Here is a 26,104-nt window from a genome sequence, read left to right on the forward strand (position 1 = left end):
TGAGCTTAACGCTTTCTTAACCACAAGATATTGAAAAATCATTAGATTTTCCATCCGGAATGTAGGCAAGCAATGCCCATCGACAGGTTGCGGTACTTGGCATTCTCGAACCCCGCGGCGCGGACCATGGACAGGAATGTCTCCTGATCCGGGAACTTGCGAATGGATTCGACCAGGTACTGGTAGCTGTCGCGGTCATTCGCGATGATCTGGCCCATGCGGGGGATCACGTTGAAACTGTAGAGATCATAGAGCTTTTGCATGCCGTCATTGGGCAATTGGCTGAACTCCAGCACCATCAGGCGGCCGCCGGGTTTCAGGACGCGGTAGGCTTCGTTCAGCGCCTCTTGGGGCCGCGTCACGTTCCGGATGCCAAAGCTGATCGTGTAGACATCAAACGTGTTGTCGTCGAAGGGCAGGGCCATCGCATCGCCGACCACCCAGTCGAGGCTATCGGACATCTTGTCCGCCTCGGCCCGTTTGCGACCCTCGACCAACATGGGTTCGGTGAGGTCCAGCACGGTGGCATGGCCGTGGCCTGCGCGTTTCAGGAACTTGAAGGAGATGTCGCCGGTGCCGCCTGCCACGTCGAGCAGCTTTTGACCGGCACGTGGAGCCAGCCAATCCATCATCGCCTCTTTCCAGATGCGGTGGATGCCGACGCTCATCACGTCGTTCATAATGTCGTACTTGGAGGCGACGGAGCCGAACACACCCTGCACGCGCCCAGCCTTCTCCTTCTCAGGCACGGTCTCAAACCCGAAATGCGTGGTCTTGTCATCGGTCATGGGCGGGGGCGTCTTTCTCTTTTGTCAGGCCTTGTTATAGGCCGCCTGCGGGCATACACAACGGGGCCCTTTCGCCGCAGGAGTCTGCGTTCCATGCCCGAACTGCCCGAAGTTGAGACGGTCCGTCGCGGCCTTGCCCCCACCATGGAAGGGGCCGTGATTGCCCAAGCGGATGTGAACCGGCCCGATCTGCGATGGCCGTTTCCGGTTGGCATGGCAGAGCGGTTGAGCGGGCAGCAGGTGCTAGGGCTGCGGCGGCGGTCGAAGTATATTTTGGCTGATCTGGCCTCGGGCGAAACGCTGCTGATCCATCTGGGGATGTCGGGACGGATGCTGGTGTCGGGCGACCCGCTGGGGGTGTTTGTGCATGAGCATCCGGCGCCAGAAAAGCACGATCATGTTGTCCTGCACATGGACAATGGGGCACGGGTTACCTTCAACGATCCGCGTCGCTTCGGCGCCATGGATCTGTTAGAGACAGCAACAGCGGAACAGCACAAGTTGCTGGCCGTGCTGGGGCCGGAACCCTTGGGCAACGCGTTCAACGAGGATCACCTGATCGCCGCCTTCAAGGGCAAGAACACGCCCGTCAAATCCGCGCTGCTGGATCAGAGAATCGTCGCGGGATTGGGCAATATCTATGTCTGTGAGGCGCTTTTTCGGGCGGGCATCTCGCCCACGCGCAAGGCGGGGCGGATTTCGAAAGCACGGGTGGCAGCACTTGTCCCGATCATTCGCGATGTACTGGCAGAGGCGATTGAGGCCGGGGGATCGTCCCTGCGCGATTTCCGGCAAGCCGATGGAGAACTTGGATATTTTCAACATCGGTTCGATGTCTACGGGCGCGAGGGCGAACCCTGTCGCACACCCGGATGTTCGCAAACCGTGGCACGGATCGTGCAGTCGGGGCGGTCGTCTTTCTACTGCAGGTCGTGCCAATCTTGACTTGAAACGGGGCGCGCGCGTGTTAACCCTGACCCCTTGAACCGCAACTGATGAAAGCGAACCCATGGCCTATGAGACGATCATCGTCGACGTGGAAGACCATATTGCAAAGGTCACTCTGAACCGGCCGGATGCGCTGAATGCCCTGAACGATCAATTGCTGACCGAACTGTCCGACGCGATGGCGGCGGCCCAGACCAATGACAAGGTGCGATGCATCGTCATCACCGGGTCGGAAAAGGCGTTCGCTGCCGGGGCCGACATCGCGATGATGAAGGACAAATCCTTTACCGAGGTGTTTTCGGAGGACCTGTTTGGCCCTGAGACCGACGCCATTGTGCGGGTGCGCAAGCCGGTGATCGCGGCTGTGTCCGGCTACGCGCTGGGCGGGGGCTGCGAGTTGGCGATGATGTGTGACTTTATCATTGCGTCAGATACCGCGAAATTCGGCCAGCCCGAGATCAACCTGGGCGTCATGGCCGGGATCGGTGGCACGCAGCGCCTGACCCGCGCCGTGGGCAAGGCCAAGGCGATGGATATGAACCTGACCGGCCGCTTCATGGATGCGGAAGAGGCGGAACGCTCGGGCCTCGTCAGCCGCGTGGTCCCGGCCAAGAAGCTGATGGACGAGGCGATGGCCGCCGCCGAGAAGATCGCCGAGAAGTCGATGATTTCAGTCATGGCGGTGAAGGAGGCCGTCAACCGGTCCTTTGAAATGCCGCTGCGCGAGGGGCTGCTGTTCGAACGGCGCGTGTTCCATTCGCTGTTCGCGACCGAAGATCAGAAGGAAGGCATGGCGGCCTTCCTCGACAAGCGCGAGGCGCAGTTCCGCGACAAGTAGCGGTCAGGTCTGGTTCGCGCCGCGCAACTGGCGAATCGTGGCGCGGATCTTGCGCCAGTCTTCCGCCTCGGCCGAGTTGCCTGCATCCGATGCTGCCCGGGCGTTCTGGGCGGCGTGCGCTTCGGCCTTGTCACCATGGGCGCGATAGAGCGCGCGGGCGTGCTGAACAGTGGCCATGGGTTGGGTCATGTCTTCCTCCGTCAGTTTCTCGCTGTGGTTGATTATAGCACATGGCTGCGGCGTTTTGGTGATTCAAGGTCGGTCATGGGCTGAGGGCAGTTGACTCTAATCCGCAAACCGCCCATATGCGCGACTTCTGAAACTACCGCACCAACCATTTGGGACGAGATAAGCATGGCAAATTCGCCTCAGGCCAAGAAGCGGGCCCGTCAAAACGAAAAACGCTTCGCAGTGAACAAGGCGCGTCGCTCGCGCATCCGCACCTACCTGCGCAAAGTCGAAGAGGCGATCGCCTCGGGTGACAAGGACGCAGCATCGGCCGCACTGAAAGCCGCACAGCCCGAGCTGATGCGCGGTGTGACTAAGGGTGTGTACCACAAGAACACGGCATCGCGGAAAATGTCCCGCCTGTCGGCCCGGGTCAAAGCGCTGGGCTAAGGCGCGTTTTTTGCGCAACACCAAAGCGTCGCAATTTTGCGGCGCTTTTTTTGTTTTTCCCATGAAAACAAGGCGCGCGCAGATTCTTTTCGGCGGATTCCTGAGTCAAGTTTTACTTTGTCTGGACGGCCTGCTCACGAACTTGCTACCCCTGTTCTGCGATTTGGAATCGCCTTGGGGGGACAGGCCAGACGCCGGGCACACATGCTGCGCGTGGCGGGTGGATAGGGGATGACTGAAGCTAGTCTGATCCGAATTGGAGCATGCGCAACCGCGCCTGCCTGACCTGTCATTTACATTTTGGTGTGCGGACGGCACGTGCGGAAAACCCGGCATAGAGGGGACGGCGCGCGCCACATCTGTGAATATCCGAACGGATCAAAGCCACGCCGTAGGCAGTGGTCTGGTTTTGGTCGCCCTGAGTTTTGGGACGGGCTGTGCTGGCGGGCCATCGATCGCCAGTGAAGGAAAATGGCAGAAGGGATGGTTGGACGCGCATGACACAAGAAAAATGGGGACAGCTGAGACAACGGCTGCTCAAAACGGTAGGCCAAAATAATTACAAAACATGGATCGAGCCCCTGCAGTTTCGGGGACTGCAAGACGGGATAGCCACCTTTGATGTGCCCACGAACTTCCTGGGCAACTATGTCAGCCAGAATTTTTCCGACCTGATCCTGCACGAGCTGAAGTCTGAGGATGACAGCATTCGTCGTCTCAGCTTTGCTGTTGCTGCAAATTCCGGCGCGCGCCCAAGCGCTGTTGATACGCCTGCGCCGGCTCCCGCAGCACCTGCGACAGTCAAACCCGCGCAATCCGCCCTGACGGCAGCGCCGCTCGACAAGCGGTTTACCTTTGACAGCTTCGTCGTCGGCAAGCCCAATGAATTGGCCCATGCAGCGGCCAAGCGTGTGGCCGAAGGTGGGCCTGTCACCTTCAACCCGCTTTTTCTGTACGGTGGCGTAGGCTTGGGTAAAACGCACCTCATGCATGCCATTGCATGGGAATTGCAGACCCGCCGTCCTGACCTGAACGTGCTCTATCTGTCGGCAGAACAGTTCATGTACCGCTTTGTCCAGGCGCTGCGCGACCGCAAGATGATGGACTTCAAAGAAATGTTCCGGTCTGTCGATGTGCTGATGGTGGATGACGTCCAGTTCATCGCGGGCAAGGACAGCACGCAGGAAGAATTCTTTCACACCTTCAACGCGCTTGTGGACCAGAACAAGCAGATCATCATCAGCGCCGACCGCGCGCCGGGCGAGATCAAGGACCTGGAAGAGCGCGTGAAGTCGCGTCTGCAATGCGGTCTGGTCGTGGACCTGCACCCGACTGACTACGAACTGCGTCTGGGCATCCTGCAGTCCAAGGTCGAGCAGCAGATGGAGACCTATCCCGATCTGCGCGTCGAGGACGGCGTGCTGGAATTCCTCGCGCACCGCATTTCGACCAATGTGCGCGTGCTTGAAGGCGCTTTGACCCGTCTGTTCGCATTCGCCTCACTCGTGGGCCGCAAGATCGACATGGATCTGACCCAGGATTGTCTGGCCGACGTGTTGCGCGCATCGGAACGCAAGATCACCGTCGAGGAGATCCAGCGGAAGGTGTCCGAGCATTACAACATCCGCCTGAGCGACATGATCGGCCCAAAGCGCCTGCGCGCCTATGCCCGTCCGCGTCAGGTCGCGATGTATCTGGCCAAGCACATGACGTCCCGCAGCCTGCCCGAGATTGGCCGACGTTTTGGCGGTCGTGACCACACCACTGTCATGCACGGTGTGAAGCGGATCGAAGAGTTGAAACAGTCCGACGGCCAGATCGCCGAGGATCTGGAACTGCTGCGCCGCGCGCTTGAGGCGTAAACCTGCCGCAAAAGAATCACAGAGGGGCGTCCACAGGGCGCCCTTTTTCGTTTTCCGCAGCGCCCCGTCTTGACGTCGGTGTCTGCCCGCCCGACAAGCAATAAAATGCTTGTGAAGCGCTGTGGTTGGGCTAGTCTGCCCGTCCCGGACAGAGGTGGGGAGACGGACCATGAAGATCAGTGTCGAACGCGGTGTGCTGCTGAAAGCGGTGAGCCAGGCCCAGTCCGTGGTCGAGCGTCGCAACACCATCCCGATCCTTGCCAACGTGCTGATTGAGGCCGAGGGGTCCGACGTGACCTTCCGCGCCACCGACCTGGACATCGAGGTCGTGGACAAGGCCCCGGCACAGGTTGAGCGGGCAGGGGCCACGACTGTCGCCGCCACGACCCTGCACGAGATTGTCCGCAAGCTGCCCGATGGCGCGCTTGTCACCCTGACCGCCGACACCGCAGCTGGCCGTTTGACGGTCGAGGCGGGGCGCTCGAACTTCTCGCTCGCGACGCTGCCCAAGGAAGATTTTCCGGTCATGGCGTCATCGGAATATGCGTCGAATTTCTCGGTCGAGGCGCCGAAGCTGCGCCGCCTGTTCGACAAATCGAAATTCGCGATTTCGACGGAAGAGACGCGGTACTACCTGAACGGCGTCTACATGCACATCGCGGATGGCGATGACGGCAAGGCACTGCGCTGTGTGGCAACTGACGGCCACCGTCTAGCGCGGATCGACAGCGATCTGCCCGAAGGTGCCAGCGACATGCCCGGCGTGATCGTACCCCGCAAAACCGTGGGCGAGCTGCGCAAGCTGCTGGACGATGACGAGATGAAGATCGCCGTGTCAGTGTCCGAGACGAAGGTGCGCTTTGCCACGCCCGACATCACGCTGACATCGAAGGTGATCGACGGGACGTTCCCCGACTACACGCGCGTCATTCCGGTGGGCAATACCCGCAAGCTGGAAGTGGATGCGTCCGACTTTGCCAAGGCGGTTGATCGGGTCGCAACCGTGTCGTCCGAACGCTCGCGCGCGGTAAAGTTGCAATTGGATGAGGACCGGCTGGTCCTGTCCGTGAATGCACCCGACAGCGGCGCCGCCGAGGAAGAACTGGCTGTCGCCTATGGTGACGAACGTTTGGAGATTGGGTTCAACGCAAAGTATCTGCTTGAGATTGCATCCCAGGTAGACCGCGAAAACGCCGTCTTCATGTTCAACTCTTCGGGCGATCCGACCCTGATGCGCGAAGGCACCGACCAATCGGCGGTCTATGTCGTCATGCCGATGCGCGTCTAAGATTTCGTGCCTCCGGCGGGGATTTTTTTGAAACAGGGAAGGGGGCGGTGATGGCACTGTCCCTTTCTGCTCTGACCCTCTCGCATTTTAGATCGCACAAGGTGGCGCGGCTTGAGCTTGACGCACGGCCTGTCGCCATCTTTGGCCCCAATGGTGCGGGCAAGACCAATATCCTTGAGGCCGTGTCCCTGTTTTCACCCGGTCGCGGGCTCCGGCGATCCTCGGCCGAGGATATGACCCGCCGCCCCGAAGCCCTTGGCTGGAAGTTGTCGGGTGTTTTGCGGTCTCTGGAACAGGTGCATGAGGTCGAAACCTGGTCCGAAGCTGGTTCCGCCCGGCAGGTGAAGATTGACGGCAAGACAGCAGCGCAAACGGCGTTGGGACGCATCGCGCGCGTCCTGTGGCTGATCCCATCCATGGACCGGCTTTGGATCGAAGGGGCAGAGGGGCGGCGGCGGTTTCTGGATCGGATGACATTGTCGTTCATTCCGGACCATGCGCAGGTGTCGCTGGATTACGAAAAGGCCATGCGCGAGCGCAACCGACTGCTCAAGGACATGGTGCGGGATGCACATTGGTATGCGGCCTTGGAACAGCGTATGGCCGAGACGGGGGCAGCCATCCACTCCAATCGATTGCAAGCGTTGGCGGAGTTGGCAGACGCGCAGGCGGGAGCACAGACCGCTTTTCCTACCGCGGACCTGACGCTGCAACCGGGTGAATTGGGTATGCCGGACAGTGCGGAGGACGTGCGGGCAGCTCTGGCACAGGCGCGCGCGCGTGACCTGGCCGCCGGGCGCACGCTGATCGGGCCGCATCGTGCGGATTTGTATGGCGTCTATGCAGCCAAGGGTGTTCCCGCAAAGGATTGTTCCACCGGAGAGCAGAAGGCGTTGCTCGTCTCTTTGATCCTCGCCAACGCGCGGGCCTTGGCGCGGGATTTCGGTGCGCCGCCGCTGTTGTTGCTGGATGAGGTGGCCGCACATCTGGATGCTGACCGGCGGGCCGCTCTCTACGATGAGATCTGTGCGCTGGGGGCCCAAGCCTGGATGACAGGCACCGAAACGGCGCTGTTCGACAGTCTGGGCGACCGTGCGCAATACGTCGAAGTGACGGAAGATGACGGGGTCAGCGCGGTGGCGCGGCACTAGCCCCATCCTCCTGTCCCGACACACAAAATCTTGTGTCAGTTGCGTGACATTCCCTGTTGAAAACGGTATATTTTGCGGAACCACTCAAAGGGCCCGATTATGGCAGATAACGAGCAAAATCCCGAAGATTACGGCGCGGATTCCATCAAGGTTCTCAAGGGCTTGGAAGCTGTACGCAAGCGTCCGGGGATGTATATCGGTGACACCGATGATGGCAGCGGTCTGCACCACATGGTGTACGAGGTTGTCGACAACGGAATTGACGAAGCCTTGGCAGGTCATGCGGATGCCGTGACCGTCACAATTCACGCGGATTCCAGCGTGTCGGTCAGCGACAACGGGCGTGGGATTCCGGTCGGCATCCACGAGGAAGAGGGCGTGTCGGCAGCCGAGGTCATCATGACCCAACTGCACGCCGGCGGTAAGTTTGACTCGAATTCCTACAAGGTGTCGGGCGGTCTGCACGGCGTGGGTGTATCGGTGGTGAACGCGCTTTCAGACTGGCTTGAGTTGCGTATCTGGCGCGATGGCAAAGAGCATATCGCGCGGTTTGAACGCGGCGATACGGTCAAGCATCTGGAAGTCGTAGGCGACGCCGATGGGCACACTGGGACCGAGGTTCGGTTTCTGGCGTCGACCGATACCTTTTCGAACCTCGAATACTCGTTCGACACGCTGGAGAAACGCCTGCGCGAGCTGGCTTTCCTGAACTCCGGCGTGCGGATCATTCTGGTCGATGAACGACCCGTCGAACATCTGCAGTCCGAGCTGTACTACGAAGGCGGCGTGCGGGAGTTCGTAAAGTATCTCGACCGCTCCAAGTCCTCGGTCATGCCCGAACCGATCTTTGTCAGTGGTGAAAAAGACGACATCGGGGTCGAGGTCGCGATGTGGTGGAACGACAGCTACCACGAGAACGTGCTACCCTTTACCAACAACATCCCGCAGCGCGATGGCGGCACGCATATGGCGGGCTTCCGCGGTGCGCTGACGCGGACGATCAACAACTACGCCCAGTCCAGCGGCATCGCGAAGAAGGAGAAGGTGAACTTCACCGGCGATGATGCGCGCGAGGGGCTGACTTGCGTGCTGTCGGTGAAGGTGCCGGATCCGAAATTCTCGTCCCAGACCAAGGACAAGCTGGTGTCGTCCGAAGTGCGCCCGGCGGTCGAAGGGTTGATGAACGAAAAGCTGGCCGAGTGGTTCGAAGAGAACCCGAACGAGGCCAAGATCATCGTGGGTAAGATCATCGAAGCCGCACTGGCGCGCGAGGCGGCGCGGAAGGCGCGGGAACTCACGCGGCGCAAGACGGCAATGGATGTGAACTACCTTGCCGGCAAGCTGAAGGATTGTTCGGAAAAGGACCCCAGCAAAACCGAAGTCTTCCTTGTCGAGGGTGACTCAGCGGGTGGCTCTGCTCAAACAGGCCGTGACCGCCGCACGCAGGCCGTTCTGCCCCTGCGCGGCAAGATTCTTAACGTGGAGCGGGCGCGCTTCGATCGGATGCTGTCCTCTCAGGAAATCGGCAACCTTGTCATGGCTCTGGGCACCGGGATCGGGCGCGATGAATTCGACATCTCGAAACTGCGCTACCACAAGATCGTCATCATGACGGACGCCGACGTGGATGGCGCACACATTCGCACGCTCTTGCTCACCTTCTTCTACCGGCAGATGCCGGAGCTGATCGAAGGCGGGTATCTCTACATCGCGCAACCGCCGCTCTACAAAGTATCGCGCGGCAAGTCCGAGGTGTATCTGAAGGACCAGACCGCGCTCGACGACTACCTTGTCGAACAGGGTACCGATGGCGCGATGCTGCGGCAGGGCAATGGCGAGGAGATCGTAGGCCAGGACCTCGTCCGCGTGGTCGAAGAAGCGCGCCAACTCAAGCGCGTGCTGCAAGCCTTCCCCACGCACTACCCGCGCCACATTCTGGAACAGGCGGCCATTGCGGGCGCATTCGTGCCCGGTGCGGTCGACAGCGACCTGCAAGGCGTGGCTGACAAGGTGGCCGAACGGCTGAATCTGATCGCTCTGGAATGGGAGCGTGGTTGGCAAGGTCGGATCACGCAGGACAAGGGCGTGCGTCTGGCGCGCATCCTGCGTGGTGTGGAAGAAGTGCGGACGCTTGACGGGCCGATGCTGCGGTCGGGTGAGGCGCGCAAGACCGGGTCTTTCACCCAATCGCTGCAAGATGTCTATGGCACGCCCGCTACCTTGATCCGCAAGGACCGGGTGCAGGCGATCATGGGGCCGATGGACCTGCTGGATGCAATCCTTGAGGAAGGCGAGCGCGGCCTGTCCCTGCAACGCTACAAGGGTCTGGGCGAGATGAATCCGGATCAACTGTGGGAAACCACGCTGGATCCAGATGCGCGCACGCTGTTGCAGGTGCAGGTGGATGACATGGCCGAAGCCGACGATCTGTTCACCAAGCTGATGGGCGACGTTGTCGAACCGCGCCGCGAGTTCATCCAGCAGAATGCACTGAGCGTGGAAAACCTGGATTTCTAATCCCACGCCCGGCGGCACCGCCGGGCAGCGCCGTCACGCCCCCCTGCGGCGGCGCTATCGCACCACCCCGCGTGACGGCCCCGCCCTTTGCGCATCATGTTAGACGTGATCGAGAGCCATTCATGTTTTCCAAAGAAAAACTCGAATACCGCCAACTGCCCCTGCCGGATCGGCAGGAGTTAAGCGACGCCGAGATGCTGAAACGGGTCGAAGACTTCCGCGACTTCATGGCCCAGCGACATACCGTGCGCGACTACTCCACCCGGCCTGTCGCCCAAGAGGTCATTGAAGCCTGCGTCGCCGCCGCCGGTACGGCGCCGTCCGGTGCCAATCACCAGCCCTGGCATTTCGTGGCGATCAGCGATCCGGCCATCAAACGCCAGATCCGCGAGGCGGCCGAGGAAGAAGAGCGCAAGTTCTACGATGGCGGCGCCAGCGACGAATGGATCAAGGCGCTGGAACCCATCGGCACCAATGCCGACAAGCCGCATCTTGAGGATGCGCCGTGGCTGATCGTGGTCTTTGCCCAGCGCTACGGGATGTTTGACGATGGCACGCGGTACAAGAATTACTACGTCCCGGAAAGCGTCGGGATTGCGACAGGCATGCTGCTGACCGCGCTGCATACGGCAGGGCTGGTGACACTGACGCACACGCCGAACCCGATGAAGTTCCTTGGTGATCTGCTGGACCGACCGGAAAGCGAAAAGGCGACCATGATCATCGCCGTTGGTCATGCAGCCGAAACGGCCACCGTGCCCGCCGTTGCCAAGATGAAGAAGCCGCTACAGGACATCCTGACAATCCGCTGAACCAGGGCGGCATTGTCTGCAAAATCGCAACAATTTCTTACCTCTGCCCCTTTCTTGCCGCGGATCAGCGTCAAACCCGTTTTGTGTATTTGGTTAATGACGGAGTCACATCATGACGTGGCAGGACGAGGTTTTCGTTGAACGCTTAGCGCGCCTTGAAGAGAAACATGTACAGCGCAAGAGCTTGATTTTCAGGCAAAATCGATCTGACGGGACAGGTTGGGCAATGGATGTCGGCTTTGCCATCTCGCTATTGGCGGCGGGGCTTATCGGGTTCTTTTCCGTTATCCTCGCGCGATATGCGATGTTTCACAGTCAGGGATTGCCTGACGTCAGCGTGAACCCCAACCTTGTTATGGCCGTCGACGGGTTCTTTGCGTTCTTTATCGCTTTTTTCTGGCTGCGCATGGTGTTCAGCATGACATCCCGCCTGCATGTCACGGCAAAGCTTGTCGGCATCTCAGCCGCGCTGGTGTGCATGAACATGCTGGTTCATGGGTACCCGCAGATTTTCGAGCGTGCCTTTTCACCGGAATGGGTAGAGCAGGCGCGCCACGCCAAGGGACCGGGATGGTTGCCGTTTCAAAGCACAGGGTAAGCTACGGATACCTTCCGGGGTGGTGAGCATGTGTTTGCCACCCCGGCTTACGGGGAAAAGCAGGTCAACTTTTTCCTTTGTTTTGGCACCTTTGCTGCACTACGCTCCCGTCCAAGGTCGCGCAGGGCGACCAAAGTCCAAACGGTGGGAGAGAGAATATGGGCAAACGTGACGATCTGATCGCGCAATATGCGGATGATCTGAAGAACAAGTGCGGCATGACGCCGGACATAGATTTGCTGACCAAGGTGACAATCGGATGCGGTCCGTCGATCTACGACGCCGACGCATCGACAGTGGCGTCCAGCCAGCCGAGCGAGTTGGAAACGGTCAAGAACAACTTCCTGATCAAGAAGCTGGGCCTTGCGGACGGTCCGAAGTTGGATGAAGCGATTGCGTCGGTCATCGAAACCTACGGCAAGTCCGAGCGCAACAAGTACCGCGCCGTTGTCTACTACATGCTGACCAAGCACTTCGGCAAAGAGAGCGTCTACGCCTGATTTCTGCGCTTGCAGCGTTAACGAACCGGACACCCGCTTTAAGCGGGTGTTTCATTTTTTGCTCGAATGAAACGTACTATAAAATGGAAATATCTCACCCTCTCTGGTAGTAAGGTGGGTGATCAGACCAGAAGGTCAGACCCGATATTCAGTTGACTTGCGGTGGCTCGTGGGAGTGTGCACCGGGGTGAAAGGGGGGTTCTGACCGATCCGGGTCAGAACCCTTTTTTCTAGAACAACGTCAGCACCGCACCGATGATAGTGCAACCGAACGTGGCATACCCGCCGTCAATCAGCGCCAGACGGAAGGGCCGCGCGCCAAAGGCATAGAATGTCGCAATCCACGGGGTGACAAGGAACAGTCCGATCCCAAAGCCGGACACCAGCCCTTCACCAAAGCTGTCAACGCCACTCAGCACAAAGACGTGGCGCATCATACCCGCCACCAGGATCGCGCCGACGATGCTTGTGATATAGGGAATTGGATTTGACTGGTTCGCCGGAGCGTCCCCTGCGTCGTTCAGCGGCACGCCCGAAACGGCCATCCATGGCTTGGCCAGCACGGTGTACCAGATCGCTCCGAACATGAATCCGGCGACGCCCGCCGCCAAAACAGCTAAAAATCCCATTTGTCCCTCATTCGTTGGCTATTTATGCCAACAGGTTGCCAGACGATGGGAAAAATCCAAAGCGTTTAAGGGTCTACGCCCGCCATTTCACACACGACGGCCCATTCGGCGTCAGTCACCGGCTGCACCGACAGGCGAGAGTTGCGGATCAGAGCCATCTCTTCCAGCCGAGGATCCGCCTTGACCATCTCAAGCGTGACCGGTGTCTGCACAGGACCAATCGCCTTGATATCCACACATTCCCAGCGCGCGTCGTCGATCGTGCTATCCGGATGCGCCTCGGCGATCACCTCAACAATGCCGACCACCGCCTTTTCGGTCTGCGAGTGGTAAAAGAAACCCCGGTCCCCCACCTTCATCTCGCGCATGAAGTTGCGGGCCTGGTAGTTGCGGACGCCATCCCATTCTTCGCCCGCGTCGCCCTTGGCCACCTGCTGGTCCCAGCTCCAGGTCGACGGCTCGGATTTGAACAGCCAGTACCTCATGCCCCGATCACCTGTTTCCACGCCTTGATCTGCACGTCGCGAAACAGGCCCGCCTTGGCGTAGGGATCATTATCTGCCCAGCTTTGGGCGGCCTCCATATCGGCCACATCCAGTACGATCAGCGATCCACAGGGATTGCCTTCGCCATCCAGGAAAGGCCCCGCCTGTTTCACGACGCCCGTGCTGTCGAGATACTCCAGATGCGCCGGTCGATTCTCCATCCGGACATCCAGCGCGCCCTCTTTGTCAAAGGCCATCAGGGCAAAAAGCATGTCATTCCTCCTTCAGCGGGCGGGCCATCAAACGGGCCATCGCACCGGGTACATTCACCTTGTCATCCACCAGATCCGCGACCGTGGCGCAAATGGGCAGGTCCAGACCGTGCTTGGCGGCGACACCGCGCAAAGCCCGCGCCGTCCCGGCCCCTTCGACCGTAATGGCCGCATCAAATTCCGTTCCCGCGCCAAGGGCAAGACCCAGACGGTAGTTGCGCGACTTGTCCGAGGTGCAGGTGAGCGTCAGGTCGCCCAATCCGCTCAACCCCATCAACGTCTCGGGCTGCGCGCCCAGCGCCACGGCAACGCGCTGCATCTCCGCAAATCCTCGGGTGAGCAGAGCGGCGCGTGCGCTGTCACCCAGACCCGCGCCCATGACGGCACCGCACCCGATAGCGATGACATTCTTCAGCGCACCACCCAGTTCTGCCCCGATCACGTCCGACGCGCGGTAGAGGCGCAGTTTTGGCGTAGAAAGCTGTGTTTGCAGCGTTTCGGCAACCTGGCGGTCAGCGCAGGCCAGTGTCAGGGCCGTCGGCAATCCGCGCGCGATGTCGTCGGCAAAGCTTGGACCGGTCAGCGCCGCAACATGGCGCGCACCAGCCAGTATCGAGGTCGGTCCGACCCCGGTTGTCACTTCAATACCCTTGCAGCAGGCAACTGCGATATGGCCCGACAGGTCGAGGTCGGCAGAAAACACGCGTAGCCTCTGTGTAGGCACTGCAAACAAGAGCGTATCACAGCCCAAAACAGTCTCTAACTCGGCCGAAACGGTGATTTCATCTGGCAAATCGACGCCCGGCAGTCGATGCGAATTCTGTCGGGTGTCTCGCATGGCAGCGGTATGTTCCGGGTTGCGCGCCCACAAAGTCACCGGCCCTTTTGACGCCAGCGCGACCGCCAACGCCGTGCCGAACGCGCCTGCGCCGATCACAGCAACGCTCACGCCTTGGCCCCTTTCTTGCCCGACCCGAGCATCGCCGCGCTTTTCGTATCAAGCGGCATACGCGGACGCGCCGACAGGTCCATACCATCCGGGTGCCGGTAGGGCATCTGTTCAATGGCTGCCGCCGCGATCATCGCGGCATTGTCCGTACACAGCGCCAGAGGCGGGGCGTTGAAAGCGACATGTGCTTCGGCACAAACAGTCTCTAACAAAGCGCGAATGGTCATATTTGCCGCCACACCACCCGCCACACAAAGTGTCGGTTGCGCGGGTGCAAGGTCGAGATAGGCGGCCAACGCCCGCCGTGTCTTGCCCGCCAGACTGTCTGCGACCGCCGCCTGAAACGACGCTGCCAAATCCGCCTGATCCTGCACCGTCAAACCCGCTTGGCCCGCGACGATATCATCCCGCGCACGCAGCACCGCTGTCTTCAACCCGGAAAAGCTCAGATCGCAGCCGGGTTTGTTGGCAAGCGGACGCGGAAATGCAAAACGGGCCGGATCACCGTCACGGGCCGCAGCCTCGACCGCTGGGCCGCCCGGCTGACCCAACCCGATCAGCCGCGCGACCTTGTCAAAGGCTTCGCCGGGCGCGTCGTCAATGGTGCCGCCAAGGCGTGTGAAATCATCGGGCCCATGCGCCAACAGAAACTGACAGTGCCCGCCCGACACCAGAAGCATCAGGTAGGAGAAGGGAATGCCATCGGACAACCGCGGCGTCAGCGCGTGCCCCGCAAGGTGGTTGATCCCGTAAAGCGGCTTACCAGTCGCGGCGGACAGCCCCTTGGCCGTCATCACACCCGCAACAACGCCACCGATCAGGCCCGGACCGCAAGTGGCCGCGATGGCGTCAATATCCGCCAGCGAAACGCCCGCCTGCTCCAGCGCACCGGCGACACTGACATCCAAGCGCTCGGCATGGGCGCGGGCGGCGATCTCGGGCACCACACCACCGAAGTCGGCGTGCAGCTCGGATTGACCGAACACCACCGACGACAGGACTGTCATGTCACCCGGCACGCCACGCACCACAGCCGCTGCGGTGTCATCGCAGCTGCTTTCGATCCCCAGAACTGTCACGGCTTGCGTCATGGCCCATCCGTTGCACCAAAGGCGCGTGCGGGGTAACAGCATAAGCCGTGGCGAACAATGCACCTCTCTCTCCGGTCACTCTGTTGATGACCCGCCCGCTGGCCGCATCGCAGCGGTTCGTGGATGAGATGCCGGACGATCTGGCGGTCAGGGTCACCCCCGTGTTCAGCCCCCTTCTGCGGATCGAACCAGTCGATCATACGCCGCGGCTCGCACCGGATGCGGCGGCAATCTTCACGTCATCAAACGGTGTGCGATATGCTCCCGACGGCGCAGGGCGCACGGCCTATTGCGTGGGCGCCCGCACGACGGCTCAGGCAAGTGCACATGGATGGGCCGCGCAAATGGCAGGGCAGGACGCGGATGCGCTGGTCGCGCAAATTTCGGGACATCCTCCCGACCATCAACTTATTCATATTCGCGGACGTCACACGCGCGGCCACATTGCCGGGCGTTTATCCAAGGCGGGCCACACCGTGACAGATGCGATTGTCTACGATCAGGTGCCGCAACCGCTCAACAAAGTGGCACAGGACGTCTTGATCGCGGGTGACGCGACGATTGTCCCCCTTTTCTCTCCCCGCACGGCTATGGAATTTGTCAAACAGGCGCCACGGACCACATGCCTACACGTGATCGCGCTAAGCGCGGCGGTCGCCAAAGCGGCGCACCCGCTGGACGTGCAAAGCGTGGCTGACCGCCCGGATGCGGACGCGATGTATGACGCAATCCGGTGGGCCATCAGTTCGGGTTGAGGGGCGCGTGGGCGCGCTGTAGAGTTTAAAGCGGTGTAAAACCGCACGGAAGAATCGGAAGGGGAGTTCCTTGGCCAAACGCAAAAGTCCGGAAAAGGGGCCCCAGAAAGACACGGCAGCCGACAATACTGACGCTGCTGACCCGAAGAAGATCGAAGAGGCGACACAAGGTACGGACCTGACGCCCGATGTCGCAGCGACCGAAGCGGTCGACCTTGAAGCCGAGGACGTCGATCCGAAAACTGCAACCGACGACGCCAAAGATCAGGACGAACTGATAGTCCAAGCTGAGCCTGAGCCTGAGCCTGAAAATGTGGTTGCGCCACCGCCGCCGCAACCCCAACCGGAACGCAGGAGCGCCTTGCCGCTTGTCTTTGCGGGCGTGATCACCGCGCTGGCTGGTTTCATTGCAGGGCGGACCGACATCCTCGACCCGATCTTTCCACCGCGCGCGACGGCTGATCCGGAACTGGTCGCGGAACTGAACAACACCGTTGCCGACCTGAGCGCGCAACTGAATGAAGCAACCTCTGACATCTCTCTGCTGCGCACCCAAGTGCAGGACCAGAGCGGTGCCGCCCCAACCGACCTTGGACCGCTGGAACAGCAGATCGCCGATCTGACGGGTCGCATTGATGCGCTTGCGGACCGTCCGGCCACGGGGGCGGTCGTACCGGATGAAGCCATTGATGCCGCACTTGCAGACCTGCGCGGAACAGCAGCGGCGCAACAGGAAGAGATTGACCGCCTGCTCTCTGATGCCCGGCTTGCCCGCGAAAACGCCGATGCTGCCGCCTCGGCCACGCTAGCGCGCGCTGCGATGAACCGGGTGATGGCTGCCGTAGACAATGGCGGACCCTTTGCTGCCCCACTGGGCGATCTGCAGCAGGCTGGTGTGTCGGACATTCCCGAGGTTCTGCGCACAACCTCCGCAGACGGGGTTCAACCGCTGTCTGCACTGCAGGCCAGCATCCCCGATGCCGCACGCGATGCACTTTCAGCAGCGCGGCAGGCGGATGGGTCCGGCGGGCTCGGTGCCTTTTTTGAACGGCAACTTGGCACGCGGTCGATCCTGCCCCAGGAAGGATCAGACCCCGACGCCGTGCTGTCCCGTATCGAAGCAGCCACGCGCGACGGACGTCTGGGCGATGCGCTAGCAGAAACAGACGCGCTGCCCGACGCAGCGAAAGCGGCCCTCGGGCCGTGGTTGGAACAGGCGCAACTGCGTCACGACGCGGTCACGGCCGCAAACGCATTGGCGCAACGCCTGTCGGCACTCTAAAGGGGCCCGTTATGATCTGGTCATTGGTAAAAATCATCATCTTCGTGGTCGCCGTGGCGGCCCTGGCCCTTGGCGCTGGCTGGCTTCTGGAAAGCGAGGGCGGCATTCAGATCGTCGTAGCAGGCAAGGAGTACACGCTTGGGCCGCTGCAATCGGTCATCGCACTGGTGGCGCTGGTCTTTGCGGTCTGGGTCTTGCTCAAGCTGCTCGGCCTCGTCATCGCCGTCTGGCACTTCCTGAACGGCGACGACACGGCCATCTCGCGCTTCTTCGAACGCCGGAAATATGCCAAGGGGTTCGATGCGCTCGCCGAAGGGATGATGGCGCTCGCCTCGGGTGAGGCGCGTACGGCGCTGGCCAAGGCGGAAAAGGCGGATCGCTACCTCGACCGCCCGGAACTGACCAACCTGCTGACAGCCCAAGCCGCCGAGATGGCCGGCGACCGTAAAAAGGCGGAAGAAACCTACCGCAAGCTGGTGACGAACGACGCGACACGATTTGTCGGTGTGCGGGGCATCATGAAGCAGAAGCTGGCGGACGGGGACACCGATACGGCCTTGCAACTGGCGGAAAAGGCTTTCGCCATCAAGCCGAAGCACGAAGAAACGCAAGACATCCTGCTCAAGCTGCAAGCGGACAAAGAGGACTGGACCGGTGCCCGCGCCACGCTGAGCGCCAAGCTGAAACATGGCAACCTGCCGCGCGACGTGCACAAGCGCCGCGACGCTGTGCTTGCGCTGAGCGAAGCACGCAAGGTGCTGGAAGAGGATGAAACGATCGAGGCGCGCGAGGCTGCGATTGAGGCGAACCGCCTGTCCCCTGATCTGATCCCGGCAGCGGTCATGGCCGCACAGGGTTATATCGAAAAGGGCCAGAAACGCTACGCCACCCGCGTTCTGAAAAAGGCATGGGATGCCCAGCCGCACCCCGATCTTGCCGCCGCATATGCCGAGATTGAGCCGAAGGAGACATCGACGGACCGGCTCAAGCGGTTCACGGCGCTGACCAAGACCAAGGCAGAGCACCCGGAAACCAAGATGCTGCTCAGCGAGCTGCACATCGCGGCCGAGGATTTCCCGGCAGCCCGTCGTGCACTTGGCGATCTGGCGGAGACCGATCCAACCACACGGTCACTGACGCTGATGGCCGCGATTGAACGGGGCGAGGGCGCAAGCGATGCTGTCGTGCAGGGCTGGTTGGCACGGGCTGTGACAGCACCGCGCGGCCCGCAATGGGTGTGCGACAACTGCCAGAACATCATGCCCGCATGGGCGCCAACCTGCAGCAATTGCAGCGCCTTTGACACTCTGACATGGAAGCGGCCACCGAACGCGGAACTCAGCCTGCCCGGCGGAAGTGAGATGCTGCCCCTGCTGGTCGGGGGCCCCGAGCAGTCCAAGGATGACACCGAGGTCGCCGTTGTCCAAGATGCAGATGTGATCGAAGCCGAGGATATGGGCAACCCAACGGTCAAGAACAGTTGATTTTACAGGCTCTGCCTATTGTCATTGGGCAACGTTTTGGGCGATTGACCGCCCGTAAAAGAAATATTTGTGTGTGCTACCGCCATTTCCGGATAGACCATTTTCAAACATGATGCCGTGACCGGCTCAGAGGGACAGATCGTGCAAAATCCATTTCGCTTTCTCGCGTCTTTAGGTCTTATTTTCATTCTCGCAGCCTGCTCTTTGCCCCGTGGCGCCGCCATCGAAGGCGAGGTCATCCGCAATCAGAACAACGAGGATGCAGCATTCTCGGTTGTTCCGATCACCCGCGAAAATGTCGCCCAACTGGCCACATGGCCTGCAACCGGTTGGGAAGGGCACTATCACTGGTTCACGCGCAACCCCGGCCCCAAGTCCAACGTCATCCGCCCTGGTGATGCCATTGACCTGGTCATTTGGGACAACCAGGAAAACTCGCTTCTGACAGGTACTGCACAACAGAACGTGGCACTGGAGGGCATTATAGTGTCCCCCAGCGGTTCTATCTTTGTGCCCTACATCGACGAGGTGCGTGTAAGTGGGTCCACGCCAGATGCCGCACGGCGCGGCATTGAAGAACAATTGCGCTCGGTCATACCGGATCCTCAGGTGCAGTTAGCTGTCACGTCGGGACCGGACAACTCGGTTGATGCCGTTGGCGGCTTCAATGCCCCCGGTACCTATCCACTGCCGAACCGCAACTACTCGATCCTCAGCCTCATTTCCACGGCCGGAGGCATCACGCCCACACTTGAAAACCCACTGGTACGGGTAATTCGTGGTGGTCAATCCTTTGGTATCCGCGCCGGCGATCTGTTTAAGCAGCCGTCCGCCAACGTCATTCTGCGCGGCGGCGACCAGATCATCGTCGAAGAAGACGAACGCTACTTTGTTGCCCTCGGCGCGACCGGTACGGAGACCATCGTGCCGTTCACACAAGAACGCATCAATGCGGTCGAGGCGCTTGCACTGGTCAACGGCCTCAATGAGTCCCGCGGCAATCCCAAGGGCGTCTTGATCCTGCGCGATTACACGCGCCAGGATCTGCGCGCCGACGGCTCGGGACCGACCAAGACGCAAGTGGTCTTTGCCATTGATCTGACATCGGCAGATTCGCTCTTTGCCGCACGCAAGTTCAACATCAATCCCGGCGATCTTGTCTTGGCGACGGAAAGCCCGGTCAGCTCGGTCCGCACCATCTTCGGCCTGATCGGATCGGTTGTCGGCGTGGGCAACTCTCTCAGCGGCAACTAAAAAGGCCGCGCAACAGCGCGGCCCTTCGCAATGATATTGGGCGGGGTCATCCCCGCCCTTTTTGCTTAGTAGCGGTAGTGTTCCGGCTTGAACGGACCCTCGGGGGCGACACCGATATAGGCCGCCTGTTCCGGGTCCATCTGCGTCAGCTTCACACCGATGCGGTCGAGATGCAGGCGCGCCACCTTCTCATCCAAGTGCTTGGGCAGGATGTAGACGTCGTTCTGGTAATGCTCGTTCCGGGTCCACAGCTCGATCTGCGCCAGCACCTGGTTGGTGAACGACGCCGACATCACGAAGGATGGGTGGCCCGTGGCATTGCCCAGGTTCAGCAGACGCCCTTCGGACAGCAGGATGATGCGATTGCCCGAAGGCATCTCGATCATGTCCACTTGTTCCTTGATGTTGGTCCACTTGTGGTTCTTCAGGCTTGCGACCTGGATCTCGTTATCGAAGTGACCGATGTTACCGACGATGGCCATGTCCTTCATCTCGCGCATATGCTCGATGCGGATCACATCCTTGTTGCCGGTGGTGGTGATGAAGATATCGGCATCCAGGTTCTCTTCCAGAAGCACAACCTCAAACCCGTCCATCGCCGCCTGCAGTGCACAGATTGGATCAACCTCGGTTACCTTTACGCGCGCGCCCGCGCCACGCAGGCTGGCAGCGGACCCTTTGCCCACATCACCGTAGCCCATCACAACGGCAACCTTGCCCGCCATCATGGTGTCGGTGGCACGGCGGATACCGTCAACCAGCGATTCCTTGCAGCCGTACTTGTTGTCGAACTTCGACTTGGTAACGCTGTCGTTCACGTTGATGGCAGGGAAGGGCAGCTGCCCGTTCTTCACCAACTCATACAGACGGTGCACGCCGGTTGTTGTCTCTTCGGACACGCCCTTGATCTGGTCGCGCATCTTGGTGAACCAGCCGGGGCTCTGCTCCATCCGCTTGGCGATCTGTGCCTTGATCACCGCTTCTTCCTCGGAGGTCGGCACAGGGATAATCTCCTCCCCGGCTTCGGCGCGCGCACCCAGCAGGATGTACAGCGTCGCATCGCCCCCATCGTCCAGGATCATGTTCGGACCATCAGCAAACTGGAACGACTTGTCGAGGTAATCCCAATGCTCTTCCAGCGACTGCCCCTTGATGGCAAACACAGGCACGCCACCCGCTGCAATCGCTGCCGCCGCGTGGTCCTGAGTGGAGAAGATGTTGCACGACGCCCAGCGCACATCCGCGCCCAGCGCCACCAGCGTTTCAATCAGAACCGCGGTCTGGATCGTCATGTGAAGCGATCCGACAATACGGGCACCGGCCAACGGCTTGCTCTCACCATATTCCGCACGGCAGGCCATCAGCCCCGGCATTTCAGTCTCGGCGATATCCAGTTCCTTGCGGCCGTAGTCAGCTAGGCCAATGTCCTTGACGATGTAATCCTGCGACATCCGTTTGTCCTTTCAAATCGGGTTGCCGCGCAGATATCACCGACCCCCGTCAGGAGCAATCACCGCAGCATCGCGCCTGTCGGTGTCAGGATGCGTCAGATGTCAGCAGGTCAAGAAAGGCAAGCGCTTCGGCAGGTGCCGCATTCCCCTGCTCGCGCAGAAGCTGCTCGAAGGCGACGATTGGATCGTCATTCGGCACCCAATCCTCACCCTGGCTGATAACGCAGGCCCGGTCATCTGCGCCAAGCTGCATCAGCGTCCAGGTGCCGGTCGCTTCTGACGCCCAAAGCTGCTGGTCAGCCGCCCAAGCACCCGGGACAGGCGTCTCGCCATACCAGTCGATCAGCGCTGCTTCCATCTCTGCCGCCTCCATACAAACCGGAGATGCGAGTGCCGCCGTCGCTGTGGCAAGGGGTACAAGTGTCGTCAGAACCAGGGTTTTAAGTGCGTGTTGCATGTCTGAACAACGTGCAATCGATGATTCAGTTCCCACACAATTGCTTCCCCACCTCGCACGGCTGCGCTAGGACACGGAACAGACCGGAGGCATAGATGGCAAAACAACCCCGTGCATGGCAGCGCATGCTGTCGGGCCGCAGGCTCGATCTGCTGGACCCGACCCCTATGGATATCGAGATCGAGGACATCGCCCACGGCCTCGCCTTCGTCGCGCGCTGGAACGGGCAGACAGCAGGGGACTACGCCTATTCCGTGGCCGAGCATTCCCTGTTGGTAGAGACGCTTTTTGGCCGGATCGCACCCAATGCGCCCGCGAAATGGAAGCTGGCCGCGCTGCTGCATGACGCACCGGAATACGTGATCGGCGACATGATTTCACCGGTCAAGGCTGCGGTCGGACCAGACTATAAATTGCTCGACGAACGGCTGGAGGCGGCAGTCCACATTCGCTTCGGCCTGCCTGCCAAGGTGCCACAAACCATCAAACGGCAGATCAAGAAAGCCGACCGGATCAGCGCCTGGATGGAAGCCACGCAGATCGCCGGATTCACGGAAGCGGAGGCAAGCAAGTTCTTCGGCAAACCCGACGCCACCCTGACCGACGGGCTGCAAATCGTGCTCCGCCCCCCGGTCGAAACCCGCAATGCCTTCACCGCCCGCCATGCCAGCCTGCTGGAGAGTTGCACATGATCCACGTCCGCCCCGCCATCGCACTTGATGCACCCTCAATGGCATCCCTTCTGAACGCCATCATCGACAAGGGCGGAACCACAGCGCTGACCAAAAAGGTGTCCGGCAGCGACCTCGCCGACTGGATGGCCGCCAATGACGGGCGCGCAGCCTGGCATGTCGCCGTGAACGAGGGCGAACAGGTCGTGGGCTTCCAGTGGATCGAAAGCACGGACGCCCTCCCACCCGAAGCGGCAGACATCGCAACCTTCGTCCAGATGGGCCAGACCGGCCTTGGTATCGGCTCCAAGCTGTTCGATGCGACGCGCAAGGCGGCCAAGGACATCGGCTATGTCTGGATCAACGCCAACATCCGCGCCGACAACGAGGGTGGGCTGATCTACTACCAGTCGCGCGGCTTTCAGGACTATGGCCGGATCGAGGGATACGAGATGGGCAACGGTCAGGTCGTGGACAAAATCCTCAAGCGCTACGATCTTTAGCGTCGGTACATCCGAAACTACTCACACAGGCCGGGCTAACCCACCCGCCTCTTGCGACCGTCCGCGCCCTTACTCCGCTGACGCAGCGTTGCCATGTGCCTGCATCAACAGCTCGATTGGATCGCGGTAACCACTCAGCGCGTCCCTCTTGTACATCTTGCGCAGATCCAGCGCGGCAAGCTGAGCCGCAGCTCCGATTGCAGGCTGGCCCCAAAGCTCCGCTATCACATCCAGTATCGCCCCCGCACTCCGCACTTGTTTGGGCAACACACGAACAGAACTCAATCGTTCCGCGGCTCGCAGCGCATTGGACAATTGCTCGTGCTGCATGGGCAAGGCCAAAACCGGTATCCCTGACAGCACAGCAAGCGAAAGGGTGCCAGCCTGCCCCGCACACAGGACCATCCGACTGCGATGCACGATCTGATCCGGTGACAGCGGCGCTGACAGGGCAGACAAACGCGGATTGCGCGCTAGATCCGCGGCCATATCGGGGGACATTCCGGGTGCCACAAGCAAGGCTTTGAATGGCAGCCGACGCAAGGCATCGCGGATTGCGGGCTCCGCCAACTCATTGGTCGAGAAATAGATGAAGATCTCACCCCCAGCCTCTCGCTTCAGCGGTGGCAGCGACGCAAACGGCAGGGCAAGGGGTCGGTCGCGGGCATCAGCATAAGGATCCCACGCAGACACACCATGCGGCAGGGACAAATCGGCGGCATAAACCTCGGGAAGGTGCGCCAGCGACGAAAGCCCAAGTGGCCCAAGTGTCGTATTCACGCAGTCGAGGATTGGTTTCTCTTGCGGCCCTGGCTCGTCAGGCACCGGATCATGCAAGGCGGCCTGTTCGGGCGTAAGCACTTCGGGAAAGCAAGTCAGCGTCGCAGGCGGCAGCCCAAAGGCTGCACCAACTGCGACGGTTGGAATGCCCTGCGCCCGCGCGGCCAGCAGCGCCGTTGGTGCATAATCCGCCACAACAAGCACGGGCCGCACCGCGCGTATCGCTTCTGACCACCAATCGAATTGTGCCTTCAGGATTTTGGGGTCGGCATAGCCCCGGTTGCGCAACCAGACTGCCCAGGTGAACGCGCCTGCCGGTGGCTGCCCGGGTAGTCGGTACAGCACGGCACCGCGATCCACCTGATTGCAAACCGGGGTCAGCACATCGGCATTTTTAAGTTCGGGTATGATCGCACGGTAGGCATAACTTGTGCCCAAAGCGCGCGCGACCGTTGCCAGGGTTGTGACATGCCCCCGACCTTCGCCCGTTTCGCAACACAGCAACACACAAGGTAATGGAACACCCGTCACGCCGAAGGCCTATGTCGATGCCTTGCGCCCGCCGACCAGCGCGCCGCACGCACGAAAAACGGTTCGGCGCGCGGCGACCAAGACGTTCTCAGAACATGTATGGGCTTGGACCCGGGCTCGGAATTGGAGCCGGAGTGGGAATTGGCGTGGGCGCCGGAGTAGAAACCGGCGTTGTCGGGGGCACGGGAGCGGGAGCAGGCGCAGGCGCCACAGCGGCGTCCTCCGTATCCACGAAACCCGCACCGATGCCAAAGTCCAGATCCCTCCCTCCAAAGGGAAGGCCAAGATCCGCGCCCACGTACCAGTCGTCTCCCAGATACGCGAGCCCGACAGTTCCACGCCAGCTCTGGCTTTGGAACATATAGTCAAGGCCAATGGAAGCCGCGGCGCTATCCTCTTCATCGTCGGAGAATATTCTCACGCCGATGCCCGTCTCCACAGTGCCGTTGCCGAAGCTGAACGACAGACCAATACCAAGCGACGGATCAGCAACCGCAGGTGCTGTCAAAAGCGCTGGAATGGCGCAGGTCATAGAAAGCCATTGCACCTTCTTCTTAAATTTTTGCATAACAAATACCTCAAAAATTGGTAGTTTATTGAAACGCAAGTTCGCCATACCTGTCAACAATGGGCTGATTTCACCTGTCTGCCGTAGCGGTCGAAGCGTTTTGTTGATGAAATGATAAGCTGAGAAGCCAACACCACCTGAACCACCGTGCGCCGGAGTGATACCGCTCCAAACGGTAAGGTTTAGACCAAGCGAGGCAGACCCGCCGGCCACCTCAAATGCCCGGAATGCTTAACAAATTCTTACCCCACCCTCACGATGGGGGTGTACGGATGGTGCACAGGGGGTGCACGGGGGGTGACAGGCCGGAATCGAACCCCAGATTTCAAAAATTGAAAACTATTGGATGGGCTGAACGCGCAGGTCCAACCCTTCCCTGTTTCAAAAAATCCTCGGGGGGAGGCGCGCCGCGCCGGGGGGCAGACAGCCCCCCTCTGACCTCTCAGCGAGGCGAGCGTTTCGCCAGAATGCGCTGCAACGTCCGGCGGTGCATGTTCAGCCGCCGCGCCGTCTCCGACACGTTGCGATCGCACAGTTCATAGACGCGCTGGATGTGTTCCCAACGCACCCGGTCGGCGCTCATCGGGTTCTCCGGGGGTGGAGGCAGGTCATCGCCCGTAGCCAACAGCGCGTTGGTGATGTCGGTCGCATCCGCGGGCTTCGACAGGTAGTCGGTCGCCCCGATTTTGACTGCGGCAACGGCGGTCGCGATGGCACCGTAACCGGTCAAAACCACCACACGCGCATCGGGCCGCTTGTCGCGCAAAACCTCGACCACGTCCAATCCGTTGCCGTCTTCCAGTCGCAGATCAACCACGGCGTAGGCCGGGGGACGGGCTGTGGCGATGGCCTTGCCCGCGGTCACGCTGTCGGCGGTTTCAATCTCGAATCCGCGCTTTTCCATCGCCTTGGCCAGCCGCCGCAGAAAGGGTTCGTCGTCGTCAACCAACAAGAGCGATTTGTCCGCGCCCAAGTCCCGCATTGCCGCTTCGGCCATCGAATTCTCCAGTTCCCGCTTATTT

General features: G+C 60.7%; 28 protein-coding genes. 16 read left to right on the top strand and 12 right to left on the bottom strand.

Annotation, left to right across the window (positions count from 1 at the left end):
- Nucleotides 1-41: 41 nt before the first annotated feature.
- The gene (gene ubiE, locus RA29_RS08835) at nt 42-788 is read right to left on the bottom strand and encodes a bifunctional demethylmenaquinone methyltransferase/2-methoxy-6-polyprenyl-1,4-benzoquinol methylase UbiE (protein ID WP_039685022.1); all 747 of its coding nucleotides are present in this window, start codon (nt 786-788) and stop codon (nt 42-44) included.
- A 93-nt stretch (nt 789-881) separates the two neighbouring features.
- On the opposite strand from ubiE, the gene mutM reads away from it, so the two are divergent.
- Nucleotides 882-1,733, top strand: coding sequence for a bifunctional DNA-formamidopyrimidine glycosylase/DNA-(apurinic or apyrimidinic site) lyase (mutM, locus tag RA29_RS08840; RefSeq protein WP_039685024.1), 852 nt, complete (start codon nt 882-884; stop codon nt 1,731-1,733).
- Nucleotides 1,734-1,797: 64 nt separating this feature from the next.
- The gene (locus RA29_RS08845; protein WP_039685026.1) at nt 1,798-2,574 is read left to right on the top strand and encodes an enoyl-CoA hydratase; all 777 of its coding nucleotides are present in this window, start codon (nt 1,798-1,800) and stop codon (nt 2,572-2,574) included.
- Between the two features lie 3 nt (nt 2,575-2,577).
- On the opposite strand, the gene RA29_RS22835 is transcribed toward RA29_RS08845, so the two are convergent.
- Complete coding sequence (locus RA29_RS22835) at nt 2,578-2,763, bottom strand: hypothetical protein (RefSeq protein WP_152612972.1); 186 nt, start codon at nt 2,761-2,763, stop codon at nt 2,578-2,580.
- Nucleotides 2,764-2,928: 165 nt separating this feature from the next.
- On the opposite strand from RA29_RS22835, the gene rpsT reads away from it, so the two are divergent.
- From rpsT to RA29_RS08885, 8 genes are all read left to right on the top strand, one after another.
- Nucleotides 2,929-3,192, top strand: coding sequence for a 30S ribosomal protein S20 (gene rpsT / locus RA29_RS08850; protein ID WP_039685028.1), 264 nt, complete (start codon nt 2,929-2,931; stop codon nt 3,190-3,192).
- A 497-nt stretch (nt 3,193-3,689) separates the two neighbouring features.
- Complete coding sequence (dnaA, locus tag RA29_RS08855) at nt 3,690-5,054, top strand: chromosomal replication initiator protein DnaA (protein ID WP_039685030.1); 1,365 nt, start codon at nt 3,690-3,692, stop codon at nt 5,052-5,054.
- 169 nt (nt 5,055-5,223) lie between these two features.
- Nucleotides 5,224-6,342: a DNA polymerase III subunit beta gene (gene dnaN, locus RA29_RS08860; RefSeq protein ID WP_039685032.1), complete on the top strand. Its 1,119-nt coding sequence runs from the start codon at nt 5,224-5,226 to the stop codon at nt 6,340-6,342.
- A 47-nt stretch (nt 6,343-6,389) separates the two neighbouring features.
- Nucleotides 6,390-7,493: a DNA replication/repair protein RecF gene (recF, locus tag RA29_RS08865; RefSeq protein ID WP_152612973.1), complete on the top strand. Its 1,104-nt coding sequence runs from the start codon at nt 6,390-6,392 to the stop codon at nt 7,491-7,493.
- Nucleotides 7,494-7,592: 99 nt separating this feature from the next.
- A complete protein-coding gene (gyrB, locus tag RA29_RS08870; protein WP_039685036.1) occupies nt 7,593-10,010 on the top strand; it encodes a DNA topoisomerase (ATP-hydrolyzing) subunit B in 2,418 nt (805 codons plus the stop codon).
- Nucleotides 10,011-10,132: 122 nt separating this feature from the next.
- A complete protein-coding gene (locus RA29_RS08875) occupies nt 10,133-10,822 on the top strand; it encodes a nitroreductase family protein (protein WP_039685038.1) in 690 nt (229 codons plus the stop codon).
- Between the two features lie 226 nt (nt 10,823-11,048).
- Nucleotides 11,049-11,420 carry a hypothetical protein gene (locus RA29_RS08880; protein ID WP_039685040.1) on the top strand — a complete coding sequence of 124 codons (372 nt, stop codon included), beginning with the start codon at nt 11,049-11,051 and terminating at the stop codon, nt 11,418-11,420.
- Between the two features lie 158 nt (nt 11,421-11,578).
- A complete protein-coding gene (locus tag RA29_RS08885) occupies nt 11,579-11,920 on the top strand; it encodes a DUF2853 family protein (RefSeq protein WP_039685042.1) in 342 nt (113 codons plus the stop codon).
- 230 nt (nt 11,921-12,150) lie between these two features.
- Here the strand turns inward: RA29_RS08885 and RA29_RS08890 are convergent, their stop codons facing one another.
- From RA29_RS08890 to tsaD, 5 genes are all read right to left on the bottom strand, one after another.
- Nucleotides 12,151-12,549: a DUF1761 domain-containing protein gene (locus RA29_RS08890; protein WP_039685044.1), complete on the bottom strand. Its 399-nt coding sequence runs from the start codon at nt 12,547-12,549 to the stop codon at nt 12,151-12,153.
- A gap of 65 nt (nt 12,550-12,614) precedes the next feature.
- A complete protein-coding gene (locus tag RA29_RS08895) occupies nt 12,615-13,034 on the bottom strand; it encodes an EVE domain-containing protein (protein WP_039685046.1) in 420 nt (139 codons plus the stop codon).
- The gene (locus RA29_RS08900) at nt 13,031-13,306 is read right to left on the bottom strand and encodes a YciI family protein (RefSeq protein WP_039685048.1); all 276 of its coding nucleotides are present in this window, start codon (nt 13,304-13,306) and stop codon (nt 13,031-13,033) included. Before RA29_RS08900 ends, RA29_RS08895 begins: the two co-directional genes overlap by 4 nt.
- A 1-nt stretch (nt 13,307) precedes the next feature.
- Nucleotides 13,308-14,255, bottom strand: a complete 948-nt coding sequence (locus RA29_RS08905; protein WP_039685049.1) for an NAD(P)H-dependent glycerol-3-phosphate dehydrogenase — start codon at nt 14,253-14,255, stop codon at nt 13,308-13,310.
- Nucleotides 14,252-15,346 (bottom strand): tRNA (adenosine(37)-N6)-threonylcarbamoyltransferase complex transferase subunit TsaD, encoded by a 1,095-nt coding sequence (gene tsaD / locus RA29_RS08910; RefSeq protein ID WP_039685051.1) that lies wholly within the window; start codon nt 15,344-15,346, stop codon nt 14,252-14,254. The genes RA29_RS08905 and tsaD overlap by 4 nt, the downstream gene beginning before the upstream one ends.
- Nucleotides 15,347-15,432: 86 nt before the next feature.
- On the opposite strand from tsaD, the gene RA29_RS08915 reads away from it, so the two are divergent.
- The 4 genes from RA29_RS08915 (at nt 15,433) to RA29_RS08930 (ending at nt 20,121) form a co-directional block, all read left to right on the top strand.
- A complete protein-coding gene (locus RA29_RS08915; RefSeq protein ID WP_052249561.1) occupies nt 15,433-16,101 on the top strand; it encodes a uroporphyrinogen-III synthase in 669 nt (222 codons plus the stop codon).
- A gap of 70 nt (nt 16,102-16,171) precedes the next feature.
- Nucleotides 16,172-17,383: a hypothetical protein gene (locus RA29_RS21850; RefSeq protein WP_052249562.1), complete on the top strand. Its 1,212-nt coding sequence runs from the start codon at nt 16,172-16,174 to the stop codon at nt 17,381-17,383.
- An 11-nt stretch (nt 17,384-17,394) separates the two neighbouring features.
- Nucleotides 17,395-18,867, top strand: a complete 1,473-nt coding sequence (locus RA29_RS08925; protein ID WP_039685056.1) for a heme biosynthesis HemY N-terminal domain-containing protein — start codon at nt 17,395-17,397, stop codon at nt 18,865-18,867.
- Nucleotides 18,868-19,071: 204 nt separating this feature from the next.
- Nucleotides 19,072-20,121 (top strand): polysaccharide biosynthesis/export family protein, encoded by a 1,050-nt coding sequence (locus RA29_RS08930; RefSeq protein WP_241462576.1) that lies wholly within the window; start codon nt 19,072-19,074, stop codon nt 20,119-20,121.
- A gap of 65 nt (nt 20,122-20,186) precedes the next feature.
- Here RA29_RS08930 and ahcY read toward each other — a convergent pair whose 3' ends face one another.
- Together ahcY and RA29_RS08940 are read right to left on the bottom strand one after the other, a co-directional pair.
- Entirely contained in the window at nt 20,187-21,572 is a 1,386-nt protein-coding gene (gene ahcY, locus RA29_RS08935; RefSeq protein WP_039685058.1) for an adenosylhomocysteinase, read from the bottom strand.
- A gap of 85 nt (nt 21,573-21,657) precedes the next feature.
- Entirely contained in the window at nt 21,658-22,029 is a 372-nt protein-coding gene (locus RA29_RS08940) for a hypothetical protein (protein ID WP_193743501.1), read from the bottom strand.
- Nucleotides 22,030-22,124: 95 nt separating this feature from the next.
- Between RA29_RS08940 and RA29_RS08945 the strand changes: the two genes are divergently transcribed.
- Together RA29_RS08945 and RA29_RS08950 are read left to right on the top strand one after the other, a co-directional pair.
- A complete protein-coding gene (locus RA29_RS08945; RefSeq protein WP_039685060.1) occupies nt 22,125-22,721 on the top strand; it encodes an HD family hydrolase in 597 nt (198 codons plus the stop codon).
- Entirely contained in the window at nt 22,718-23,203 is a 486-nt protein-coding gene (locus RA29_RS08950) for a GNAT family N-acetyltransferase (RefSeq protein WP_039685062.1), read from the top strand. Before RA29_RS08945 ends, RA29_RS08950 begins: the two co-directional genes overlap by 4 nt.
- A 69-nt stretch (nt 23,204-23,272) precedes the next feature.
- Here the strand turns inward: RA29_RS08950 and RA29_RS08955 are convergent, their stop codons facing one another.
- The 3 genes from RA29_RS08955 to RA29_RS08965 form a co-directional block, all read right to left on the bottom strand.
- Nucleotides 23,273-24,421 carry a hypothetical protein gene (locus RA29_RS08955; RefSeq protein WP_152612975.1) on the bottom strand — a complete coding sequence of 383 codons (1,149 nt, stop codon included), beginning with the start codon at nt 24,419-24,421 and terminating at the stop codon, nt 23,273-23,275.
- Between the two features lie 181 nt (nt 24,422-24,602).
- Entirely contained in the window at nt 24,603-25,295 is a 693-nt protein-coding gene (locus RA29_RS21855; RefSeq protein WP_152612976.1) for a hypothetical protein, read from the bottom strand.
- Between the two features lie 229 nt (nt 25,296-25,524).
- On the bottom strand, nt 25,525-26,079 hold the full coding sequence (locus RA29_RS08965) for an ActR/PrrA/RegA family redox response regulator transcription factor (protein WP_039685909.1): 555 nt from the start codon (nt 26,077-26,079) through the stop codon (nt 25,525-25,527).
- Nucleotides 26,080-26,104: the final 25 nt, after the last annotated feature.

The sequence above is a fragment of the Tateyamaria sp. ANG-S1 genome (genome assembly GCF_000814025.1).
In the GTDB taxonomy this organism is placed as follows: Bacteria; Pseudomonadota; Alphaproteobacteria; order Rhodobacterales; family Rhodobacteraceae; genus Tateyamaria.

What these genes read in the sequence shown, in the direction of transcription:
- RA29_RS08945 (WP_039685060.1), top strand. Translation starts at nt 22,125, where the DNA reads ATGGCAAAACAACCCCGTGCATGGCAGCGCATGCTGTCGGGCCGCAGG.
- RA29_RS08875 (WP_039685038.1), top strand. Translation starts at nt 10,133, where the DNA reads ATGTTTTCCAAAGAAAAACTCGAATACCGCCAACTGCCCCTGCCGGAT.
- RA29_RS22835 (WP_152612972.1), bottom strand. Translation starts at nt 2,763, where the DNA reads ATGACCCAACCCATGGCCACTGTTCAGCACGCCCGCGCGCTCTATCGC.
- RA29_RS08880 (WP_039685040.1), top strand. Translation starts at nt 11,049, where the DNA reads ATGGATGTCGGCTTTGCCATCTCGCTATTGGCGGCGGGGCTTATCGGG.
- rpsT (WP_039685028.1), top strand. Translation starts at nt 2,929, where the DNA reads ATGGCAAATTCGCCTCAGGCCAAGAAGCGGGCCCGTCAAAACGAAAAA.
- gyrB (WP_039685036.1), top strand. Translation starts at nt 7,593, where the DNA reads ATGGCAGATAACGAGCAAAATCCCGAAGATTACGGCGCGGATTCCATC.
- ahcY (WP_039685058.1), bottom strand. Translation starts at nt 21,572, where the DNA reads ATGTCGCAGGATTACATCGTCAAGGACATTGGCCTAGCTGACTACGGC.
- ubiE (WP_039685022.1), bottom strand. Translation starts at nt 788, where the DNA reads ATGACCGATGACAAGACCACGCATTTCGGGTTTGAGACCGTGCCTGAG.
- RA29_RS08895 (WP_039685046.1), bottom strand. Translation starts at nt 13,034, where the DNA reads ATGAGGTACTGGCTGTTCAAATCCGAGCCGTCGACCTGGAGCTGGGAC.
- RA29_RS08925 (WP_039685056.1), top strand. Translation starts at nt 17,395, where the DNA reads ATGATCTGGTCATTGGTAAAAATCATCATCTTCGTGGTCGCCGTGGCG.
- RA29_RS08890 (WP_039685044.1), bottom strand. Translation starts at nt 12,549, where the DNA reads ATGGGATTTTTAGCTGTTTTGGCGGCGGGCGTCGCCGGATTCATGTTC.
- tsaD (WP_039685051.1), bottom strand. Translation starts at nt 15,346, where the DNA reads ATGACGCAAGCCGTGACAGTTCTGGGGATCGAAAGCAGCTGCGATGAC.
- dnaN (WP_039685032.1), top strand. Translation starts at nt 5,224, where the DNA reads ATGAAGATCAGTGTCGAACGCGGTGTGCTGCTGAAAGCGGTGAGCCAG.
- RA29_RS08900 (WP_039685048.1), bottom strand. Translation starts at nt 13,306, where the DNA reads ATGCTTTTTGCCCTGATGGCCTTTGACAAAGAGGGCGCGCTGGATGTC.
- RA29_RS08940 (WP_193743501.1), bottom strand. Translation starts at nt 22,029, where the DNA reads ATGCAACACGCACTTAAAACCCTGGTTCTGACGACACTTGTACCCCTT.
- RA29_RS08885 (WP_039685042.1), top strand. Translation starts at nt 11,579, where the DNA reads ATGGGCAAACGTGACGATCTGATCGCGCAATATGCGGATGATCTGAAG.
- RA29_RS08845 (WP_039685026.1), top strand. Translation starts at nt 1,798, where the DNA reads ATGGCCTATGAGACGATCATCGTCGACGTGGAAGACCATATTGCAAAG.
- RA29_RS08950 (WP_039685062.1), top strand. Translation starts at nt 22,718, where the DNA reads ATGATCCACGTCCGCCCCGCCATCGCACTTGATGCACCCTCAATGGCA.
- mutM (WP_039685024.1), top strand. Translation starts at nt 882, where the DNA reads ATGCCCGAACTGCCCGAAGTTGAGACGGTCCGTCGCGGCCTTGCCCCC.
- dnaA (WP_039685030.1), top strand. Translation starts at nt 3,690, where the DNA reads ATGACACAAGAAAAATGGGGACAGCTGAGACAACGGCTGCTCAAAACG.
- RA29_RS08965 (WP_039685909.1), bottom strand. Translation starts at nt 26,079, where the DNA reads ATGGCCGAAGCGGCAATGCGGGACTTGGGCGCGGACAAATCGCTCTTG.
- RA29_RS08915 (WP_052249561.1), top strand. Translation starts at nt 15,433, where the DNA reads ATGACCCGCCCGCTGGCCGCATCGCAGCGGTTCGTGGATGAGATGCCG.